We start from the raw sequence: 15564 nt of genomic DNA, 5'->3' as shown, positions 1-15564 counted from the left end.
GCTCAGTGTCCGCCCAATGTTCGCTGGTAGACGTCGACTGTTGCTTGGGCGAAACGCGTCAGGTTGAAGTCGCGCAGGCTGGTTTCGCGGGCATTGGCGCCCATGGCCCGGACCTTGTCGGGGTGGGCCAGCATGTCCTGCAGGCGCGCGGTCATGGCGGCCACGTCGCGCACCGGCACGATCCAGCCGTCAACCCCTTCCGTGACGTTTTCGGGCAGGCCGCCGGCATTGGTGACCAGGGCGGGCAGGCCCAGGGCCATGATCTCGCGGCAGGCGAACGACAGCGCCTCGCGGTAAGACAGCACGAAGCCGGCGTGGCACGACGCCAGCGCGGCGCGCACGTCGTCGAGCAGGCCGGGAAAGCGCACCTGGTCGATCATGCCCAGCTCGCGCACGCGCGCCAGCTTGGCTTCGATGGGAGGATCGCCGGCCACCAGCAGCAGCACCCGTTCCTTGTCACCGGGCGGCAGCGCCGCGACGGCGGCCACCAGGTCGAGCCAGCCCTTGTCGTAGTCGGTGCCGCCGGCGCTGCCCAGCAACAGCTTGCCGCGCCACTCGGGGCCGAAGAAGATGTCGCGCAGCTTGTCCAGGCTTTCAGCGGGCGGCGGCGCGAAGAACTGGGTGTCGATGCCGTGGCGGATGGTGGTGATCGGGCGCCGCTGGTAGGGCGAATCGGCCAGGAACCGGTGGATGTAATCGCTGACGGCGATGCTGTGGTCGGTGGCCAGCGCCACCCGCAGCTTGTGGCCGAAGCTGGTCACCGGGTGATCGTTGTGCTTGGTGAAGACGATGCGCGGGCGGCGCGCCATGGCCAGCGTGGCCAGCATGACCTGCTTGTGGTCGGCCGAGCCGTTGGCATGGATGATGTCGAAGCGGCCATCCTTGATCAGGCGGCGCAGGCGGGCCCGGTCGCCGAACCACGACGAGGGGCGCGTGGTGTAGCGCATGTCCACGACCGTGACGCCGGGAATCGCCTTGGCGTAGCGGTACAGGCGGCTGCTGGCGGGCGCGGCGACGGTGATCTGGTGATCCGCCGCCAGGGCGCGCGCCAGGTTGATGATGTAGGTGACGTGGCCGCCGCCGTTGTTGGCGTGGAAGTTGGTGTAGAGGATCCTCACTTCTTCTTCTCGGCCAGGAACATCAGCTTCGAATAGCGGAAGAAGCTGCCCGCGGCCGCGGTGACGGCCAGCACCAGGCCATGGCGGCCATCCAGGAAACCGCGACGGATCAGGTAGATGCGGACGAAGGTCCAGAAGCTGTGGCCCAGCGCGCCCAGGACGGACGTGCGCCGGCCCTTGGCGTACATCATGGCGGCAGCATCGGACGAATAACGGTTGATCTTGGTGATCAGCGCGTCCAGGTTGTCGTAGGGGTAGTGGTTGAAGTAGCCCTTGAGCTGCAGCGGCTGGCCGCTCACCGGCACCACGCGCTCGTGCACGGCCGCGTCGTTGAAGCGCGCGGTGCCGCGCTTGAACAGGCGCAGCACGTAGTCGGGCCACCAGCCGCTGTGGCGGATGTCGCGGCCGCAGAAATTGGACAGGCGCGCGATTTCATAGGTATCGGCGGCCGGGGCGTTGATGGTGTCCTGGATTTCGCGGGCCAGTTCGGGCGTGACGCGCTCGTCGGCATCGATCGACAGCACCCAGTCGCCAGTGGCCAGGTCCAGCGCGCGGTTCTTCTGCGGGCCGAAGCCGGGCCAATCGGGCGTGATTTCAACCCGGGCGCCCAGGGCGCGTGCCAGTTCCACCGTGCCATCGGTGCTGCCCGAGTCCACCACGATGAATTCGTCCGCAAAGGCCACGGACTTCAGGCAATCGGCGATGTTGGCCGCTTCGTTCTTGGTGATGACAATGACTGATAACTTCATCCGCGATTCCTAAGACGCTTTTTCCAGGCCTTCCAGGCGTGATAGCGCGGTCCCCAGAAGGGATCGCGCGACAACCAGATGCGCCGGTTCAGCCAGGTGCCGCCCTGGTTACGCACCGCGAAGCGGTAGATGTGTTCGGGGTCCGCGGCGGGCGTGTTCTGGCCAAAAGGGTCGGTAGTGTACAAGTGGCGGAAACCCGCCTGCCGGGCTGCCGCCACGTAGTCGGCGTCGAAATAGCCCTGGGGCCAGCAGAGATGATCGCTGGCCTGCCCCAGGCGGCGCGTCAGCGTTTCGCGCGAGTCGGCCAGTTCCTGGGCGATGTGCGCGCGCTTGGCGTCGACATCGGCCCCGCAGACCTTGTCCCAGCGCGTGTGGGTATGGGTGTGCGAATGGAATTCAAACGTACCGGCCGCCTGCATAGCCTCGATTTCGCTCCAGCGCAGCATGACGTCGTCGCTGCGGCCTTCGGCCACCGCCTTCTTGCAAGCATCGTGGTCGGGCGTGGCCGGCAGCGGCAGGCCCTGCCCCGCATGGGGCCGCACCGGACCGTCACCGATCCAGCCGGTGATGGTGAACAACACAGCGCGCATGCCGTGGCGCGCCAGGATCGGATGGGCGTGGACCCAGTTGTTCAGGTAGCCGTCGTCGAAGGTGATGAGCACGGAGCGCTCGGGCACCGGCGCGCCGGCCAGATAGGCGGCGAACTGATCGGTGGACAGCGACTGGTAACCAGCCCGCGCCAGTCGGGACATCTGCGCCTCGAAGACATCGGGCAAGGCGTTGATCATGCCGCCGGCCGGCGTGACATGGTGGTACATCAGCACCGGGACGTTGGGCGCGTTCATCCGCGCCGCTCCGCCAGCCATTTGGCGTAGATGGCTTCGGTGGTTTCGGCCAGGCGGGCCGGCGAGAAGACGCCCTCTTCCCAGACCATCTTGCGGCCGGCCTCGCCCATGCGGCGGCGCAGCGCCGGGTCGTCGATCAGCTTTTCCAGCGCGGCGGTCAGCGCGGCCGGGTCCTTGGGCGGCACCAGGATGCCGGTTTCGCCGTTGCGGAACATCTCGGACACGCCGCCCACGTCGGTGCCGATAACCGGCAGACCGCTGGCCTGGGCTTCGACGTAGACGGTGCCGGACGCTTCCTGCTGGGTCGCCAGCGCGAACAGGTCGCACCCGGCCAACAGGTTGGGCACGTCGCGCCGGGTGCCCATCAGGTGGATGCGGTCTTGCAGGCCCCGCTCGGCCACGTAGGCTTCGGTCTGCTCGAACACCGGCGAACCGCCGCCCACGAAGACCAGGTGCAGCTTGGGCCGGCTGGCCATCAGCGGCGCCATGGCGTCGATCAGGTCCTTGTGGCCCTTGGTGGCGCGCATGACGGCAACACACCCCACCACCAGGTCGTCCGGCGCCAGGCCCAATTCTTCGCGCAGCGTGGAGTGTTCGACCGGCGGCGGCAGCACGATGGGCGAATAGACGGTGGCGACGCGATCGGCCGGCACGCCGCGTTCGATCAGGTGCTCGCGCACGTGGTCGCTGACCGTGGTAACGCGATGCGGCAGCCGGGTATAGGACCACAGCGAACCGACCTTGTTGGACAGATGGCGGGTGCGCACGATCAGCGGCGTGCCCGCCAGGCGCGCGGCGGCCGCGGCGATGACGGTGTCGCGGCGGCTGTGCGTGTTGAGGACGTCGAAGCGGCCTTCGCGCAGGATGCGGCGGATGGCGGCAACGCCCTTCAGGTAATTGACGGGACCGTCCATTTCCAGCGTGTGCACGGTAAAGCCCGCGTCCGACAGGCGCTGGGCCAGCAGCGCGCTGGGCTGGCAAATGGCTTCAAGGTGGTGGCCACGCGCGCGCATGGCGTTCATTTCCTTGAAGATCCGTCCTTCCTGGCCGCCGAAACTGGTGGCGGCTTCAGAGTGAACGATACGCATCAGTACGTGACCTCCACGCCGTTGGGCTTGGTCCAGGCATTCAGGTTCTCGAGCAGCGTGTCGGCCATGCGGACGCGCCATTCTTCGCCCAGCCGCACCGTGCACAGGAAATTGTTCTTGGTGTAAACGATGTCGACCGGCACGCCGGGAATGCCGTTTTCGGGCTCGGCGCGGAACGGATTGAGCATCTGGCGCAGGCGCGCGGCGTCGGCCGCGCCGTTGAGCTTGACGCGCAGCGACTTGGCCCGCGCCTCGCGCGCCAGCTGCAGGTCATAGAGCTGCTCGGCCACGATACGCATGCCGCCGGAGTAGTCGTCGTTGCTGACCTTGCCCTGCACGATGACGAGCTGGTCTTCGCGCAGCCGGTTGCGGTGCTTTTCGTACAGTTCGTTGAAGACGGAGATTTCGACCTGCGCGGTGCCGTCGTCCAGCACCGCGAAGACCATCTTGCCGCGGCGGGTCATCATGACGCGCACGCTGGCCAGCACTCCGCACATCCATTGCAGGTCGCGCTGCGGCTCGACCCGCGCCAGCTGCATCGGCACGATCTGGCGCACTTCGTCGCGCCAGGCGTCGAACAGGTGGCCACTGTAGTAATAGCCCAGCGCCGACTTTTCCTCGGTCAGTTTCTTGTGCAGGTCCCAGGGCGCGACCTTGGCCAGTTCGCCGGCCACCACGTCGCTGCTGTCGTCGCCGAACAGGGACGACTGGTTGGCGCTGCGCGCGGCCTGCTCGGCCGCTTCCATCGCGGTGGGCACCGACGCCAGCATGGCGGCGCGATTGGGTTCGATGGTGTCGAACGCGCCCGCCTTGATCAGGGCTTCGATGGTGCGGCGGTTGACGGCCTGCTTGCCGACGCGGCGGCAAAAGTCGAACAGGTTCTGGAACGGGCCGCCTTCCTTGCGCGCGCGCAGGATGTCTTCGACCGCGCCCTGACCCGTGCCCTTCACGGCGCCCAGGCCGTAGCGCATGGTGCGCGGCGGCTTGCCCTTTTCGGTGTATTTGTCGGCCACCGGCTCGAAGCGAAAGCCCGAGAAGTTGACGTCGGGCGGCAGGACTTCGACGCCATTGTCCTGCGCATCGCGGCAGAAGATCTGGACCTTGTCCGTGTCGTCCATATCGGACGACATGGTGGCGGCCAGGAATTCGGTCGGGTGGTAGGCCTTGAGCCAGGCGGTCTGGTAGGAAATCAGCGCGTACGCGGCCGAGTGCGACTTGTTGAAGCCGTAGCCCGCGAACTTTTCCATCAAGTCGAACAGCTTGACCGCCAGGTCGGGATCGTGGCCCTTTTCCTTGGCGCCCTGTTCGAACAACTCGCGGTGCTTGGCCATTTCCTCGGGCTTTTTCTTGCCCATGGCCCGGCGCAGCAGGTCGGCGCCGCCCAGCGAATAGCCGCCGATGATCTGCGAGATCAGCATCACCTGTTCCTGGTAGACGATGACCCCGTAGGTGCTCTTGAGGGTCGCTTCCAGGTCGGAGTGGAAGTAGTCCACCGCGGCACGGCCGTGCTTGCGGTTGACGAAGTCGTCCACCATGCCGGATTCGAGCGGCCCCGGACGGTACAGGGCCAGCATGGCGATGATGTCTTCGAAGGTGTTGGGGCGCAGCTTCTTGAGCAGTTCCTTCATGCCGCGCGATTCCAGCTGGAACACCGCGGTGGTGTTCGCGTCGCACAGAATCTTGTAGGCGGCCGGGTCGTCCAGGCTGAGCGCCATGACGTCGAAGTCGCGCTTGTCTTCGTTGAACTGACGCACGTAGCGCACGGCCCAGTCCAGGATGGTCAAGTTGCGCAGGCCCAGGAAGTCGAACTTGACCAGGCCGGCGGCTTCGACGTCGTCTTTGTCGAACTGCGAGACCGCGCTGTTTTCCTGGCCGGGCTGGCAATACAGCGGGCAGAAGTCGGTGAGTTTGCCGGGCGCGATGAGCACGCCGCCGGCGTGCATGCCGATGTTGCGGGTCAGGCCTTCGAGCGGCTTGGCCAGGTCGACCAGCGCGCGCACTTCTTCTTCCTGTTCGTAGCGGTCCTTGAAGGCGGGCTCGTCCTTCAGAGTGCGTTCGAGCGACCAGGGGTCCATCGGGTTGAACGGGATCAGCTTGGACAGGCCATCGCAGAACATGTAGGGCATGTCCAGCACGCGGCCGGCGTCACGCACCACGGCCTTGGCGCCCAGCGTGCCGAAGGTGGCGATCTGGCTCACGGCGGCGCGGCCGTACTTTTCCTTGACGTAGTCGATGACGCGTTCGCGGTTGTCCTGGCAGAAGTCGATATCGAAGTCGGGCATGGAGACCCGCTCGGGATTCAGGAAGCGCTCGAACAGCAAGTCGTAGCGGATGGGATCCAGGTCGGTGATGCCCAGCGCGTACGCCACCAGGGAGCCGGCGCCCGAGCCCCGGCCCGGGCCGACCGGCACGCCGTTGTTCTTGCCCCAGTTGATGAAGTCCTGCACGATCAGGAAGTAGCCCGGAAAGCCCATCTGGATGATGGTCTTGCATTCCCAGCGCAGGCGTTCGTAGTACTGCGCGCGCTTGGACTCGCGTTCGGCGGCGTCCGGGAACAGGAACTCCATGCGCTTTTCCAGGCCCTCTTCGGACAGCTGGACCAGGTAGTCGTCCAGCGTCACACCGTCGGGCGTGGGGAAATCCGGCAGGCGCGGCTTGCCCAGCACCAGGCTGAGGTTGCAGCGCTTGGCGATTTCGACCGTGTTGGCCAGCGCCGAGGGCACGTCGGCGAAGCGGCGCGCCATTTCCTCGGAGCTGAGCAGGTACTGCTCTTTGGTGAAGCGGCGCACCCGGCGCGGATTGGCCAGGATTTCGCCTTCGGCGATGCAGACCCGGGCCTCGTGCGCCTGGAATTCGTATTCGTCCAGGAACTGCACCGGGTGGGTGGCCACCACCGGCAGGCCGGCTTCGGCCGCCAGGCGCATGGCGGCCTGGGTGTAGGCTTCGTCGCCGTCCATGCCGGCGCGCTGCAGTTCGATGTAGTAGCTGCCCGGGAACATCAGCGCCCATTGGCGCGCCAGCGCCAGCGCCGACACGGCGTTGCCGGCGTCCAGCGCCTGGCCGACGTCGCCGCCGCGCCCGCCTGACAGCACGATCAGGCCTTCCTGGCCCTGCAGCCATTCGCGGCGGATTTCAGCCCGGCCCTTGCCCTGGTTGGTCAGAAACGAACGCGACAGCAGTTCGCACAGGTTCAGGTAGCCCTGGTGGTTGCGCACCAGCAGCAACACCCGGAACGGCTTGGACGGGTCTTCGTCGTTGGTCAGCCAGACATCGGCGCCGGCGATGGGCTTGACGCCCGCGCCGCGCGCGCCCTTGTAGAACTTGATCAGGCCGAACAGGTTCGACAGATCGGTCAGGGCGACCGCGGGCTGGCCCAGCTTGGCCACGCGCTTGATGAGGTCGGGGATGCGCACAATACCGTCCACCACCGAGAACTCGGAGTGGACGCGCAGGTGAACAAATGGGGACGGGTTTGTTACGGCTTCGGACATAGCGGAATTGTACCTAGTCGAACGGCCCAAAAACGCGCCGTGGACGATTCCGGCGCCGCCTGCCGGGCAGCCCTGTGTAACAATAGACGATTGGACCTGACTCACCCGCCGCACGACGAGATTTACGTATGAAATGGCTGATACCCGGGATCTGGCTTGCCGCCATCCTGTTTGCGCACTTCCGAGGCCGCGTCAAGCTGCCCCTGGGCCGGCAATTGCTGGACCATTCCGTGCTGCTCGCCCCCGTCAATGCCTTCATGGTGCTGGCTTCGCGCGTGCCGTCCACGCCCTACCTGACCACCAGCGAAATCGCCGAGCTCAAGGTCCTGGACGACAACTGGGAAACGATCCGCGACGAGGCCGTGCAAATGGCCGAGCTGCGCCGCATCAAGGCGGCCGACAGCCACAACGACATCGGCTTCAATTCGTTCTTCAAGTACGGCTGGAAGCGCTTCTACCTGAAATGGTATGACGCGCGCCACCCGTCGGCCGAAGAGCTATGCCCCAAGACCGTAGCGATCCTGAAGACGCTGCCCAAGGTCAAGGCGGCCATGTTCGCCGAGCTGCCCCCTGGCGGCCAGCTCAACCCGCACCGCGACCCGTTCGCGGGCTCGTTGCGCTACCACCTGGGCCTGGTCACGCCCAACGACAACGGCTGCCACATCATCGTCGACGGCGAACAGTACAGCTGGCGCGACGGCGAAAGCGTGGTGTTTGACGAAACCTACGTCCACGAAGCCTACAACCGCACCGACCAGAACCGCATCATCCTGTTCTGCGACGTCGAGCGCCCACTGAAATGGGGCTGGGCCGAAGCCTTCAACCGCTGGTTCGGCCGGGTGGTGATGTCGGCGGCCAGCTCGCCCAACGACGGCGGCGACCAGACCGGCGCCATCAACAAGCTGACCCACGCGCACTGGGTCATCGACCAGAAGCGCAAGGCCTTCAAGGCCTGGAACCGCACGGTGTACAAGGCCACCAAGTATGGCCTGATCGCGCTGGTGATCGTGGGCTTCATCGCGCTGTAGCACGCCACGGCGGGCCGCCCGGCCCGCCGCCCCTGCCCCTCACCCCGCGTCGCGGTCCGGCAGCGTCAGCAGGCCGGTGTGGTAATCGTAGCCATAGATTTCGCCATAGCGGCCCCATTCCACGGCGATCTTCAACACCCGTTCGGCCTCGTCGGGCTTCAGGAACTCTTCCAGCGAATCCAGGAAGTTCTTTTCCGGCAGCGCACCGGCGGGCTCCTGTTCCAGGCTGTGCCGGATATGCGCGGCCAGCGGCACGTGGGCCAGCAACTGGCGCCCGAAGATGATCTGCTTTTGCCCCTGGTCGGCGTGCACGTAGCGCTGGCCCAGCGGTGTCAGGAAGATGTCGCCCTTGTCGATCTGCGCCAGTCCGAACAGCCCCAGGGCTTCGCAAGCCGGCAGCAGGTCATCGTCGGCGATCTCGGCTTCTTCGGCCAGCTTGGGCAGGTCGGCGCGGCCATTGAAGGGCGCCTCGGCCAGCACATCCAGCACGCCTTCCATGCGCTCGACCTCGGTCTGCGGGAAGCGGTAGCCCAGGCCCTGCTGACGCGGGGTGGGCACATCGTGCGCCGGGCGTTGGGTCATCAGCGCGTAGACCTCGTCGATCAGCGCCCGCACCTGCGGAGAGTCGGCATTGCGCGGCCGCGGCAGGCCGATCTGGACCTGGCTGCGGATGCGGCCGGGGTCGCTGGAAAAAATGATGATGCGGTCGGCCATCATGACCGCTTCCTCGATGTTGTGCGACACGATCAGGATGCCCTTGGTCGAGATGCGGCTTTCGTCCCAGAGCTCGAGCATGTCGTCGCGCAGGGTTTCGCCGGTCAGCACGTCCAGCGCCGAGAAAGCCTCGTCCATCAACAGCACGTCGGGGTTCATGACCAGCGCGCGGGCGATGCCGACGCGCTGGCGCATGCCGCCGGACAGTTCGCGCGGCAAGGCGCCGCCGAAACCGCCCAGGCCCATCAGGTCGAGCACGGCGTCGGCGCGCTTGGCGCGTTCGGCCGGCGCCACGCCCTGGGCTTCCAGCCCCAGTTCGACGTTCTGCTGCGCGGTCAGCCAGGGGAACAGCGCGAACGACTGGAACACCATGGCGATGCCCGACGCGGGGCCGTACACCGGCTGGCCGCGATAGGTGACGGTGCCCTGGTCGGCATTGACCAGCCCCGCCATGATGCGCAGCAGCGTCGATTTGCCCGAGCCGGACTTGCCCAGCAAAGCGACGATCTCGCCTTCGTGCAGGATGAAGTCCACGTGTTCCAGCACGTTGCGGGCAGTGCCGTCCGCGGCGCGGAACGATTTGCCCACATCGTGCAGTTCGATCAGGAGATTGGCATTCATGAGGACTCCTACCGGCCGCGGTCTTCGGCCAGCAAATACAGTTTTCGCCAGAAGAACCGGTTCAGCAGCATGACGAAGATGCTCATGACCCCGATGCCAAGCGCGATGCGGTGGAAATCACCCTGCTCGGTCATCTGCTTGATATAGCTGCCCAGGCCGTCGGCCACCAGCGAAGTGTTGCCCCAGGACACGTACTCGGCCACGATGCTGGCGTTCCAGGAGCCGCCGCTGGCGGTGATGGCCCCCGTGATGAAGCTGGGGAACACGGCCGGCAGGTACACCCGGCGCCACAGCAGCCAGCCCTTCAGGCCCAGGTTGCTGGCCGCCAGACGCAGTTCGTTGGGGATCGTCGACGCCCCCGCCACCACGTTGAACAGGATGTACCACTGGGTGCCGAAGATGATCAGCGGACTGAGCCAGATGTTGGGGCTGAGTTTCAACGCCACCATCACGAACACCACGGCTGGAAACAGCAGATTGACCGGGAATGCCGCCAGGAACTGCGCCACCGCCTGCACCCGCTGGGAATACTTGGGCCGCAGGCCGATCCAGACGGCGATCGGCACCCAGATCGTGGACGCCAGCCCGATCAGCACCATCACCCGCACCAGGGTGATGCCGCCCAGGCCCACCACGTGCAGCACTTCGGCCCAGCCCACTTCCGCGTGCACGAAGACCACCAGCTTGTAGGTGGCCAGCAGCGCGCCGGCGGCCAGCAGCGAATCCCAGACCCGGGTCCAGCGCGGGTCCGGCGCCTTGGCGCGGGCCCGGATCGAGGTGCCGTCATAGGACACGCTGAACCAGCCCAGGGCGCGCCGCATGCGGGCCCAGAACAGGTTGGACAGGGCTTGCATCCAGCGGCTGCGGCGAGTCCAGTCCAGCAGCCAGGACTGCTGGGCGACGTCGGCCTGCGATTCCTCGAAGCGGAATTTGTCGGCCCAGGCCAGCAGCGGGCGAAAGAACAGCTGGTCGTACAGCAGGATGCCGGCCATCATGGCGCCGATGGCCCAGGCGATGGCGCGGCCGTCCTCGGCGTCGATGGCCACGGCGATGTACGAGCCGATGCCGGGCAGCTTGATGTCCTGCCCGGCCACCGAAATCGCTTCGGCCGCCACCAGGAAGAACCAACCGCCGGACATGGACATCATCATGTTCCAGAGCAGGCCCGGGGTGGCGTACGGCAGTTCCAGGCGCCAGAAGCGCTGCCAGCTCGACAGCCGGAACACCCGCGCCGCCTCGTTGAGCTCGGCCGGCACGGTGCGCATGGACTGGTACAGGCTGAACGCCATGTTCCAGGCCTGGGACGTGAAGATGGCGAAGATCGCCGCGCATTCCACCCCTAGCAGATTGCCGGGGAACAGCGCGATGAACGGGGCGATGGCGATGGCCTGGAACCCCAGGATGGGCACCGACTGCAGGATGTCCAGCATCGGGATCATCGCTTTTTCCGCCGTGCGGTACTTCGCGGCGATGGCCGCGAAGATGAAGCTGAACAGCAGCGAGAAGGCCAGCGCCGTGAACATGCGCAGGATGGTGCGCAAGAGGTAGTACGGCAGGTAGACCGGATCCAGGGAGATCGGCAGTTCTTCGCCGACGGCGAAGGGGCGGCTCATCTGCGAGGCGCCGTAGGCCATGGCGGCCAGCACCACCAGGACCAGGGGCAAGAGCGCCCAGTCCCAGCGGTTGGGCGAGGAGCGGGACGACGAGGACGGGCGGGTCCGGGTGCTGAAAAGCTCGAACATGTCGGCAATGCTCCAGGGAGCGGCGGGGAAAGGCCCGCGCATTGAAGCATAACCAGATGACGCGTCTCTGAACGGAAAACGACTGAAATCTGCCTGTAATACGGGACGGCTCGCGCCGTCCCGCCGTCAGCGTTGCAGGGACTCCCAGCTTTTCATCAGCCGCTTGACCGAAACCGGCATGGGCGTGCGCAATTCCTGCGCAAACAGCGCCACCCGCAGCTCTTCGAGCAGCCAGCGGAACTCGTCCAGGCGCGGGTCGGGCGCCCCCTTCAGGGCCGAGCGGGTCCGCTGGTACTGCGTGAGCAGCGGCGCCATTTCGGCCACCAGCTTGGCGTCCCGCCCCGGATCGGCGCGCAGCTTGTCGATGCGCGCCACCGCCGCCTTCAGGTAACGCGGGTAGTGGGACAACTGGGCATAGGGGGTGTCGCGGATGAACCACTTGGGCATCAGCGCCCCCAGCTGCTGCTGCAGGTCGGCGTAGGCGGCGGCGTGCGGCTTGGCCTGCGGCAGCTTGCGCTGCAGGGCCGCGTATTCCGTCAGCACCGTGCCCGCCAGGCGGGCAACCTCCTGCGCCAGCAGGCCCAGCCGGCCCTTGCCTTCGGTGCGGCGGGCCTCGAACTGCTGCTCGTTGACGGGCCAGGGCTCGGCCAGGCAGGCCTGGCCCAGGGCGCAGTCGATGATTTGGTCGCGCAGCTCTTCCTGCGTGCCCAGCGTCATGTAGAGCATGCTGATCCTGGTCAGGTCGGCCAGGTTCTTTTCCAGGAACTTGACCTGCTCGCGCAGGCCCAGCCGGAACAGCTTGAGCAGGCCAGCCCGGTGGGCCTTGCGGGCCTCGTCGGGATCGTCGAACACGTCCAGGTCGCAATGCGCGCCCCGGTCCACCAGCGCCGGATACCCGATGACCGACTGGCCGCGGCGCTTGATCTCGAGGATCTCCGGCAACGGGCCGAACGACCAGGACGTCAGGTTTTCATGCGCCAGCGCCTGGGCCACCTGCGTATCGCTGGCCGCCAACTGCTGGAAGGTGGCCTGGGCCTGCTTGCCGAATTCGGCGCGCAACTGGGCCAGGTTGCGGCCGGCGGACAGCATGCGGCCATGCTCGTCGACCACCCGGAAATTCATGAACAGGTGGGCCGGCAGGGTTTCCAGCTTGAAATCGGCCACGGCCGGGCGCACCTGCACCTGGTCCCACATGTCGGCGATCAGGGCGTCGACCAGGCCCATCTGGGGATCGGCCATGCGCTCGAACCAGCGGTCGTAGAAGCCGGCGGCGTAGTCGGGCAGCGGCACGCAGTGGCGGCGCAGCTTCTGTGGCAAGGACTTGAGCAGCAGATGCGCCTTTTCCTTGAGCATGCCGGGCACCAGCCATTCGCAGCGCGCCGGATCGATCTGGTTCAGGGCAAACAGCGGCACCGACAGCGTCACGCCATCGCGCGGCGAGCCGGGCTCGAAGTGGTAGTCCAGCGCCATCGAGACGCCCTGCCACTCGACCTTCTTGGGAAAGACGTCGGTGGTGACGCCGGCGGCCTCGTGCCGCATCAACTCGTCGCGCGTCAGCATGAGCTTGGCCGCGGCGGCCTTGTCCAGCCCGCCCACCCATTTTTCGAGGGTCGCGGTCTGCGAGATGTCGGCCGGCAACTGGCGGTCGTAGAAGGCGTAGATCAGCTCGTCGTCGACCAGGATGTCCGGGCGGCGGGTCTGGTGCTCGAGCTTTTCGATGCCGGCGATCAGTTTGCGGTTGTGGGCCACGAAGGCCAGGCGCGTATCGATCTCGCCCGGCACCAGCGCCTGGCGGATGAACAGTTCGCGCGCCTCGCGCGGATGCACGCGGCCGTACTGGATGCGCCGGCCGGTGTAGATGGTCAGCCCGTACAGCGTGGCGCGTTCGTTGGCCACGACCTGGCCAGCCTTCTTTTCCCAGCGCGGGTCCGACCAGTTCTTGCGGATCAGGTGGGCGCCCACCTTTTCCAGCCAGACCGGGTCGATCCTGGCCACGCAGCGCGCATACAGCCGGGTCGTCTCGACCAGTTCGGCGGCGACGATCCAGCGGCCCGCCTTCTTGACCAGGCGCGAGCCGGGGTGGATGTGGAAGCGGATGTCGCGGGCGCCCTGGTAATGGCCGCCCTCGTCGCTCTTGAAGCCGATGTTGCCCAGCAGGCCCGACAGCAGGGCCAGGTGCAGCTGTTCGTAGGTGGCCTCGATCTGGTTGACGCGCCAGCCCTGTTCGCCCACCAGGGCAGCCAGCTGGGTGTGAACGTCGTGCCATTCGCGCAGGCGGATGGGCGACAGGAAATTCTGCCGCAACAGGCTCACCAGCTTGCGCTGCGAGGCCTTGTGCTGGACCTGTTCACCGTACCAGCGCCACAGTTTCAGGAAGGAAATGAACTCGGACTTGTCGTCGGCGAACTTGGCGTGGGCGGCTTCGGCCGCCTCGCGCTCCTGCATGGGGCGGTCTCGGGCGTCCTGCACCGACAGCGCCGACGCGATGATCAGCATTTCGGCCAGGCACTGCTGTTCGCGCGCGGCCAGGATCATGCGGCCGATGCGCGGGTCCACCGGCAGTTTGGCCAGTTCGTGGCCGGTCTCGGTCAGCACGAACGAGGCGCCGCTGCGGGTGGCATCGGGATCGTCGTCGGCCGAGGCCAGCTCGATGGCGCCCAGTTCCTGCAGCAGATGGTAGCCGTCGGCGATGGCGCGCCCGGGCGGTGCTTCGACGAAGGGAAACTGCTCGATGTCATCGAGCTTGAGCGACTTCATCCGCAGGATGACCGAGGCCAGCGACGAGCGCAGCACTTCGGGGTCGGTGAAGGCCGCGCGGGCGTTGAAGTCGGCCTCGTCGTAGAGCCGGATGCATACGCCCGGGCCGACGCGGCCGCAACGGCCGGCGCGCTGATTGGCCGAGGCCCGGCTGATGGGCTCGATGCGCAGCTGTTCGACCTTGTTGCGCCAGGAATAGCGCTTGATGCGGGCCAGACCGCTGTCGACCACGAAGCGGATGCCGGGCACGGTCAGCGAGGTTTCGGCCACGTTGGTGGCCAGCACGATGCGCCGCGCGTTGCCGCGCGGATGGAAGATCTGTTCCTGTTCGGCCTGCGACAGGCGCGCGTACAGCGGCAGCACCTCGGTGCCAGCCGGATGGCGCTTGCGCAGCGCCTCGGCCGACTCGCGAATCTCGCGCTCGCCGGGCAGGAACACCAGTACGTCGCCCGGACCATGGCGGGCGCACTCGTCCACGGCGTCGACGATGGCGTCGACCAGGTCGCGCTCTTCGTCGCCGGACATGCGTTCGCGGTCGCGGCCGGGCTTGGCGGGCGCCTCGTCCTCGGCGGCTTCCTCGCGCACCGGGCGGTAGCGCAATTCAACCGGGTACAGCCGGCCCGAGACCTCGATGACCGGCGCGAGCTTGTCTTCGGACGCCGCGAAATGGCGGGCGAAGCGCTCGGCGTCGATGGTGGCCGACGTGATGATGATCTTCAGGTCCGGGCGCCGCGGCAACAGCTGCTTCAGGTAGCCCAGCAGAAAATCGATGTTCAGGCTGCGTTCGTGCGCCTCGTCGATGATGATGGTGTCGTAGCGGCGCAAAAGCGGATCGCGCTGCGACTCGGCCAGCAAAATGCCATCGGTCATCAATTTGATGGACGCGTTGGGGCCGGTGCGGTCGCTGAACCGCACCTGGTAGCCCACCACCTCGCCCATCGGGGTATTCAGTTCCTCGGCGATGCGCTTGGCCACCGAGGTGGCGGCCAGCCGCCGCGGCTGGGTATGGCCGATCATCTTCTGGCGGCCGCGGCCCAGCTCCAGGCAGATCTTGGGCAGCTGGGTGGTCTTGCCCGAGCCGGTCTCGCCGCTGACGATCACCACCTGATGGTTGGCGATGGCGCGCGCGATCTCCTGGCGCCGCGCGCTGACGGGCAGGTCTTCGGGGTAGGTGACGGCGGGAATGGGCCGCTCGGGGCGGGGCGCCCGGCGCTCGGCCTGGGCCACGCCGCTGGCCCGCGGCTTTCCGGGGGCACGGGTCGACCCGTCGGCTGCTTCGGGCGGCCGCGGGCGGGAAGATTCTGGCATGTACGATTTGTCCGGTTAGGTTCCTATTATATAAACGCCCCGCGGTCATATAATTTCGGCACGCCGCCCTTGCGACGGCGCGTTGACGCGGCGCCTCGCCGCG

The 15564-nt window shown here is 66.8% G+C and carries 9 protein-coding genes; 1 reads left to right on the top strand and 8 read right to left on the bottom strand.

Features of this window, described 5'->3' with window-relative positions; genetic code table 11:
- Window positions 1-2: 2 nt before the first annotated feature.
- From A9974_RS06010 to dnaE, 5 genes are read right to left on the bottom strand one after another with little or no spacing between them, the layout of a single operon-like run.
- Window positions 3-1118, bottom strand: a complete 1116-nt coding sequence (locus A9974_RS06010) for a glycosyltransferase family 4 protein (RefSeq protein ID WP_183003245.1) — start codon at window positions 1116-1118, stop codon at window positions 3-5.
- On the bottom strand, window positions 1115-1867 hold the full coding sequence (locus A9974_RS06005; RefSeq protein ID WP_183003244.1) for a glycosyltransferase family 2 protein: 753 nt from the start codon (window positions 1865-1867) through the stop codon (window positions 1115-1117). The genes A9974_RS06010 and A9974_RS06005 overlap by 4 nt, the downstream gene beginning before the upstream one ends.
- Entirely contained in the window at window positions 1864-2712 is an 849-nt protein-coding gene (locus A9974_RS06000; RefSeq protein WP_183003243.1) for a polysaccharide deacetylase family protein, read from the bottom strand. The genes A9974_RS06005 and A9974_RS06000 overlap by 4 nt, the downstream gene beginning before the upstream one ends.
- A complete protein-coding gene (locus tag A9974_RS05995) occupies window positions 2709-3800 on the bottom strand; it encodes a glycosyltransferase family 4 protein (protein ID WP_183003242.1) in 1092 nt (363 codons plus the stop codon). Before A9974_RS05995 ends, A9974_RS06000 begins: the two co-directional genes overlap by 4 nt.
- Complete coding sequence (dnaE, locus tag A9974_RS05990) at window positions 3800-7291, bottom strand: DNA polymerase III subunit alpha (RefSeq protein WP_183003241.1); 3492 nt, start codon at window positions 7289-7291, stop codon at window positions 3800-3802. The genes A9974_RS05995 and dnaE overlap by 1 nt, the downstream gene beginning before the upstream one ends.
- 128 nt (window positions 7292-7419) lie before the next feature.
- Here dnaE and lpxO point away from each other — a divergent pair, with 128 nt between their 5' ends.
- Window positions 7420-8319 carry a lipid A hydroxylase LpxO gene (gene lpxO / locus A9974_RS05985; protein ID WP_183003240.1) on the top strand — a complete coding sequence of 300 codons (900 nt, stop codon included), beginning with the start codon at window positions 7420-7422 and terminating at the stop codon, window positions 8317-8319.
- Window positions 8320-8358: 39 nt separating this feature from the next.
- Here lpxO and A9974_RS05980 read toward each other — a convergent pair whose 3' ends face one another.
- The 3 genes from A9974_RS05980 to hrpA form a co-directional block, all read right to left on the bottom strand.
- Entirely contained in the window at window positions 8359-9654 is a 1296-nt protein-coding gene (locus A9974_RS05980; RefSeq protein WP_183003239.1) for an AAA-associated domain-containing protein, read from the bottom strand.
- An 8-nt stretch (window positions 9655-9662) separates the two neighbouring features.
- Window positions 9663-11396 (bottom strand): ABC transporter permease subunit, encoded by a 1734-nt coding sequence (locus A9974_RS05975; RefSeq protein WP_183003238.1) that lies wholly within the window; start codon window positions 11394-11396, stop codon window positions 9663-9665.
- A gap of 126 nt (window positions 11397-11522) precedes the next feature.
- Window positions 11523-15461, bottom strand: coding sequence for an ATP-dependent RNA helicase HrpA (gene hrpA / locus A9974_RS05970; protein ID WP_183003237.1), 3939 nt, complete (start codon window positions 15459-15461; stop codon window positions 11523-11525).
- Window positions 15462-15564 lie beyond the last annotated feature (103 nt).

Origin of the sequence: Achromobacter sp. UMC71, from assembly GCF_014170305.1 — a bacterium.
Lineage (GTDB): Bacteria > Pseudomonadota > Gammaproteobacteria > Burkholderiales > Burkholderiaceae_B > Achromobacter.
This window is presented reverse-complemented; position numbering and strand designations above follow the sequence as displayed.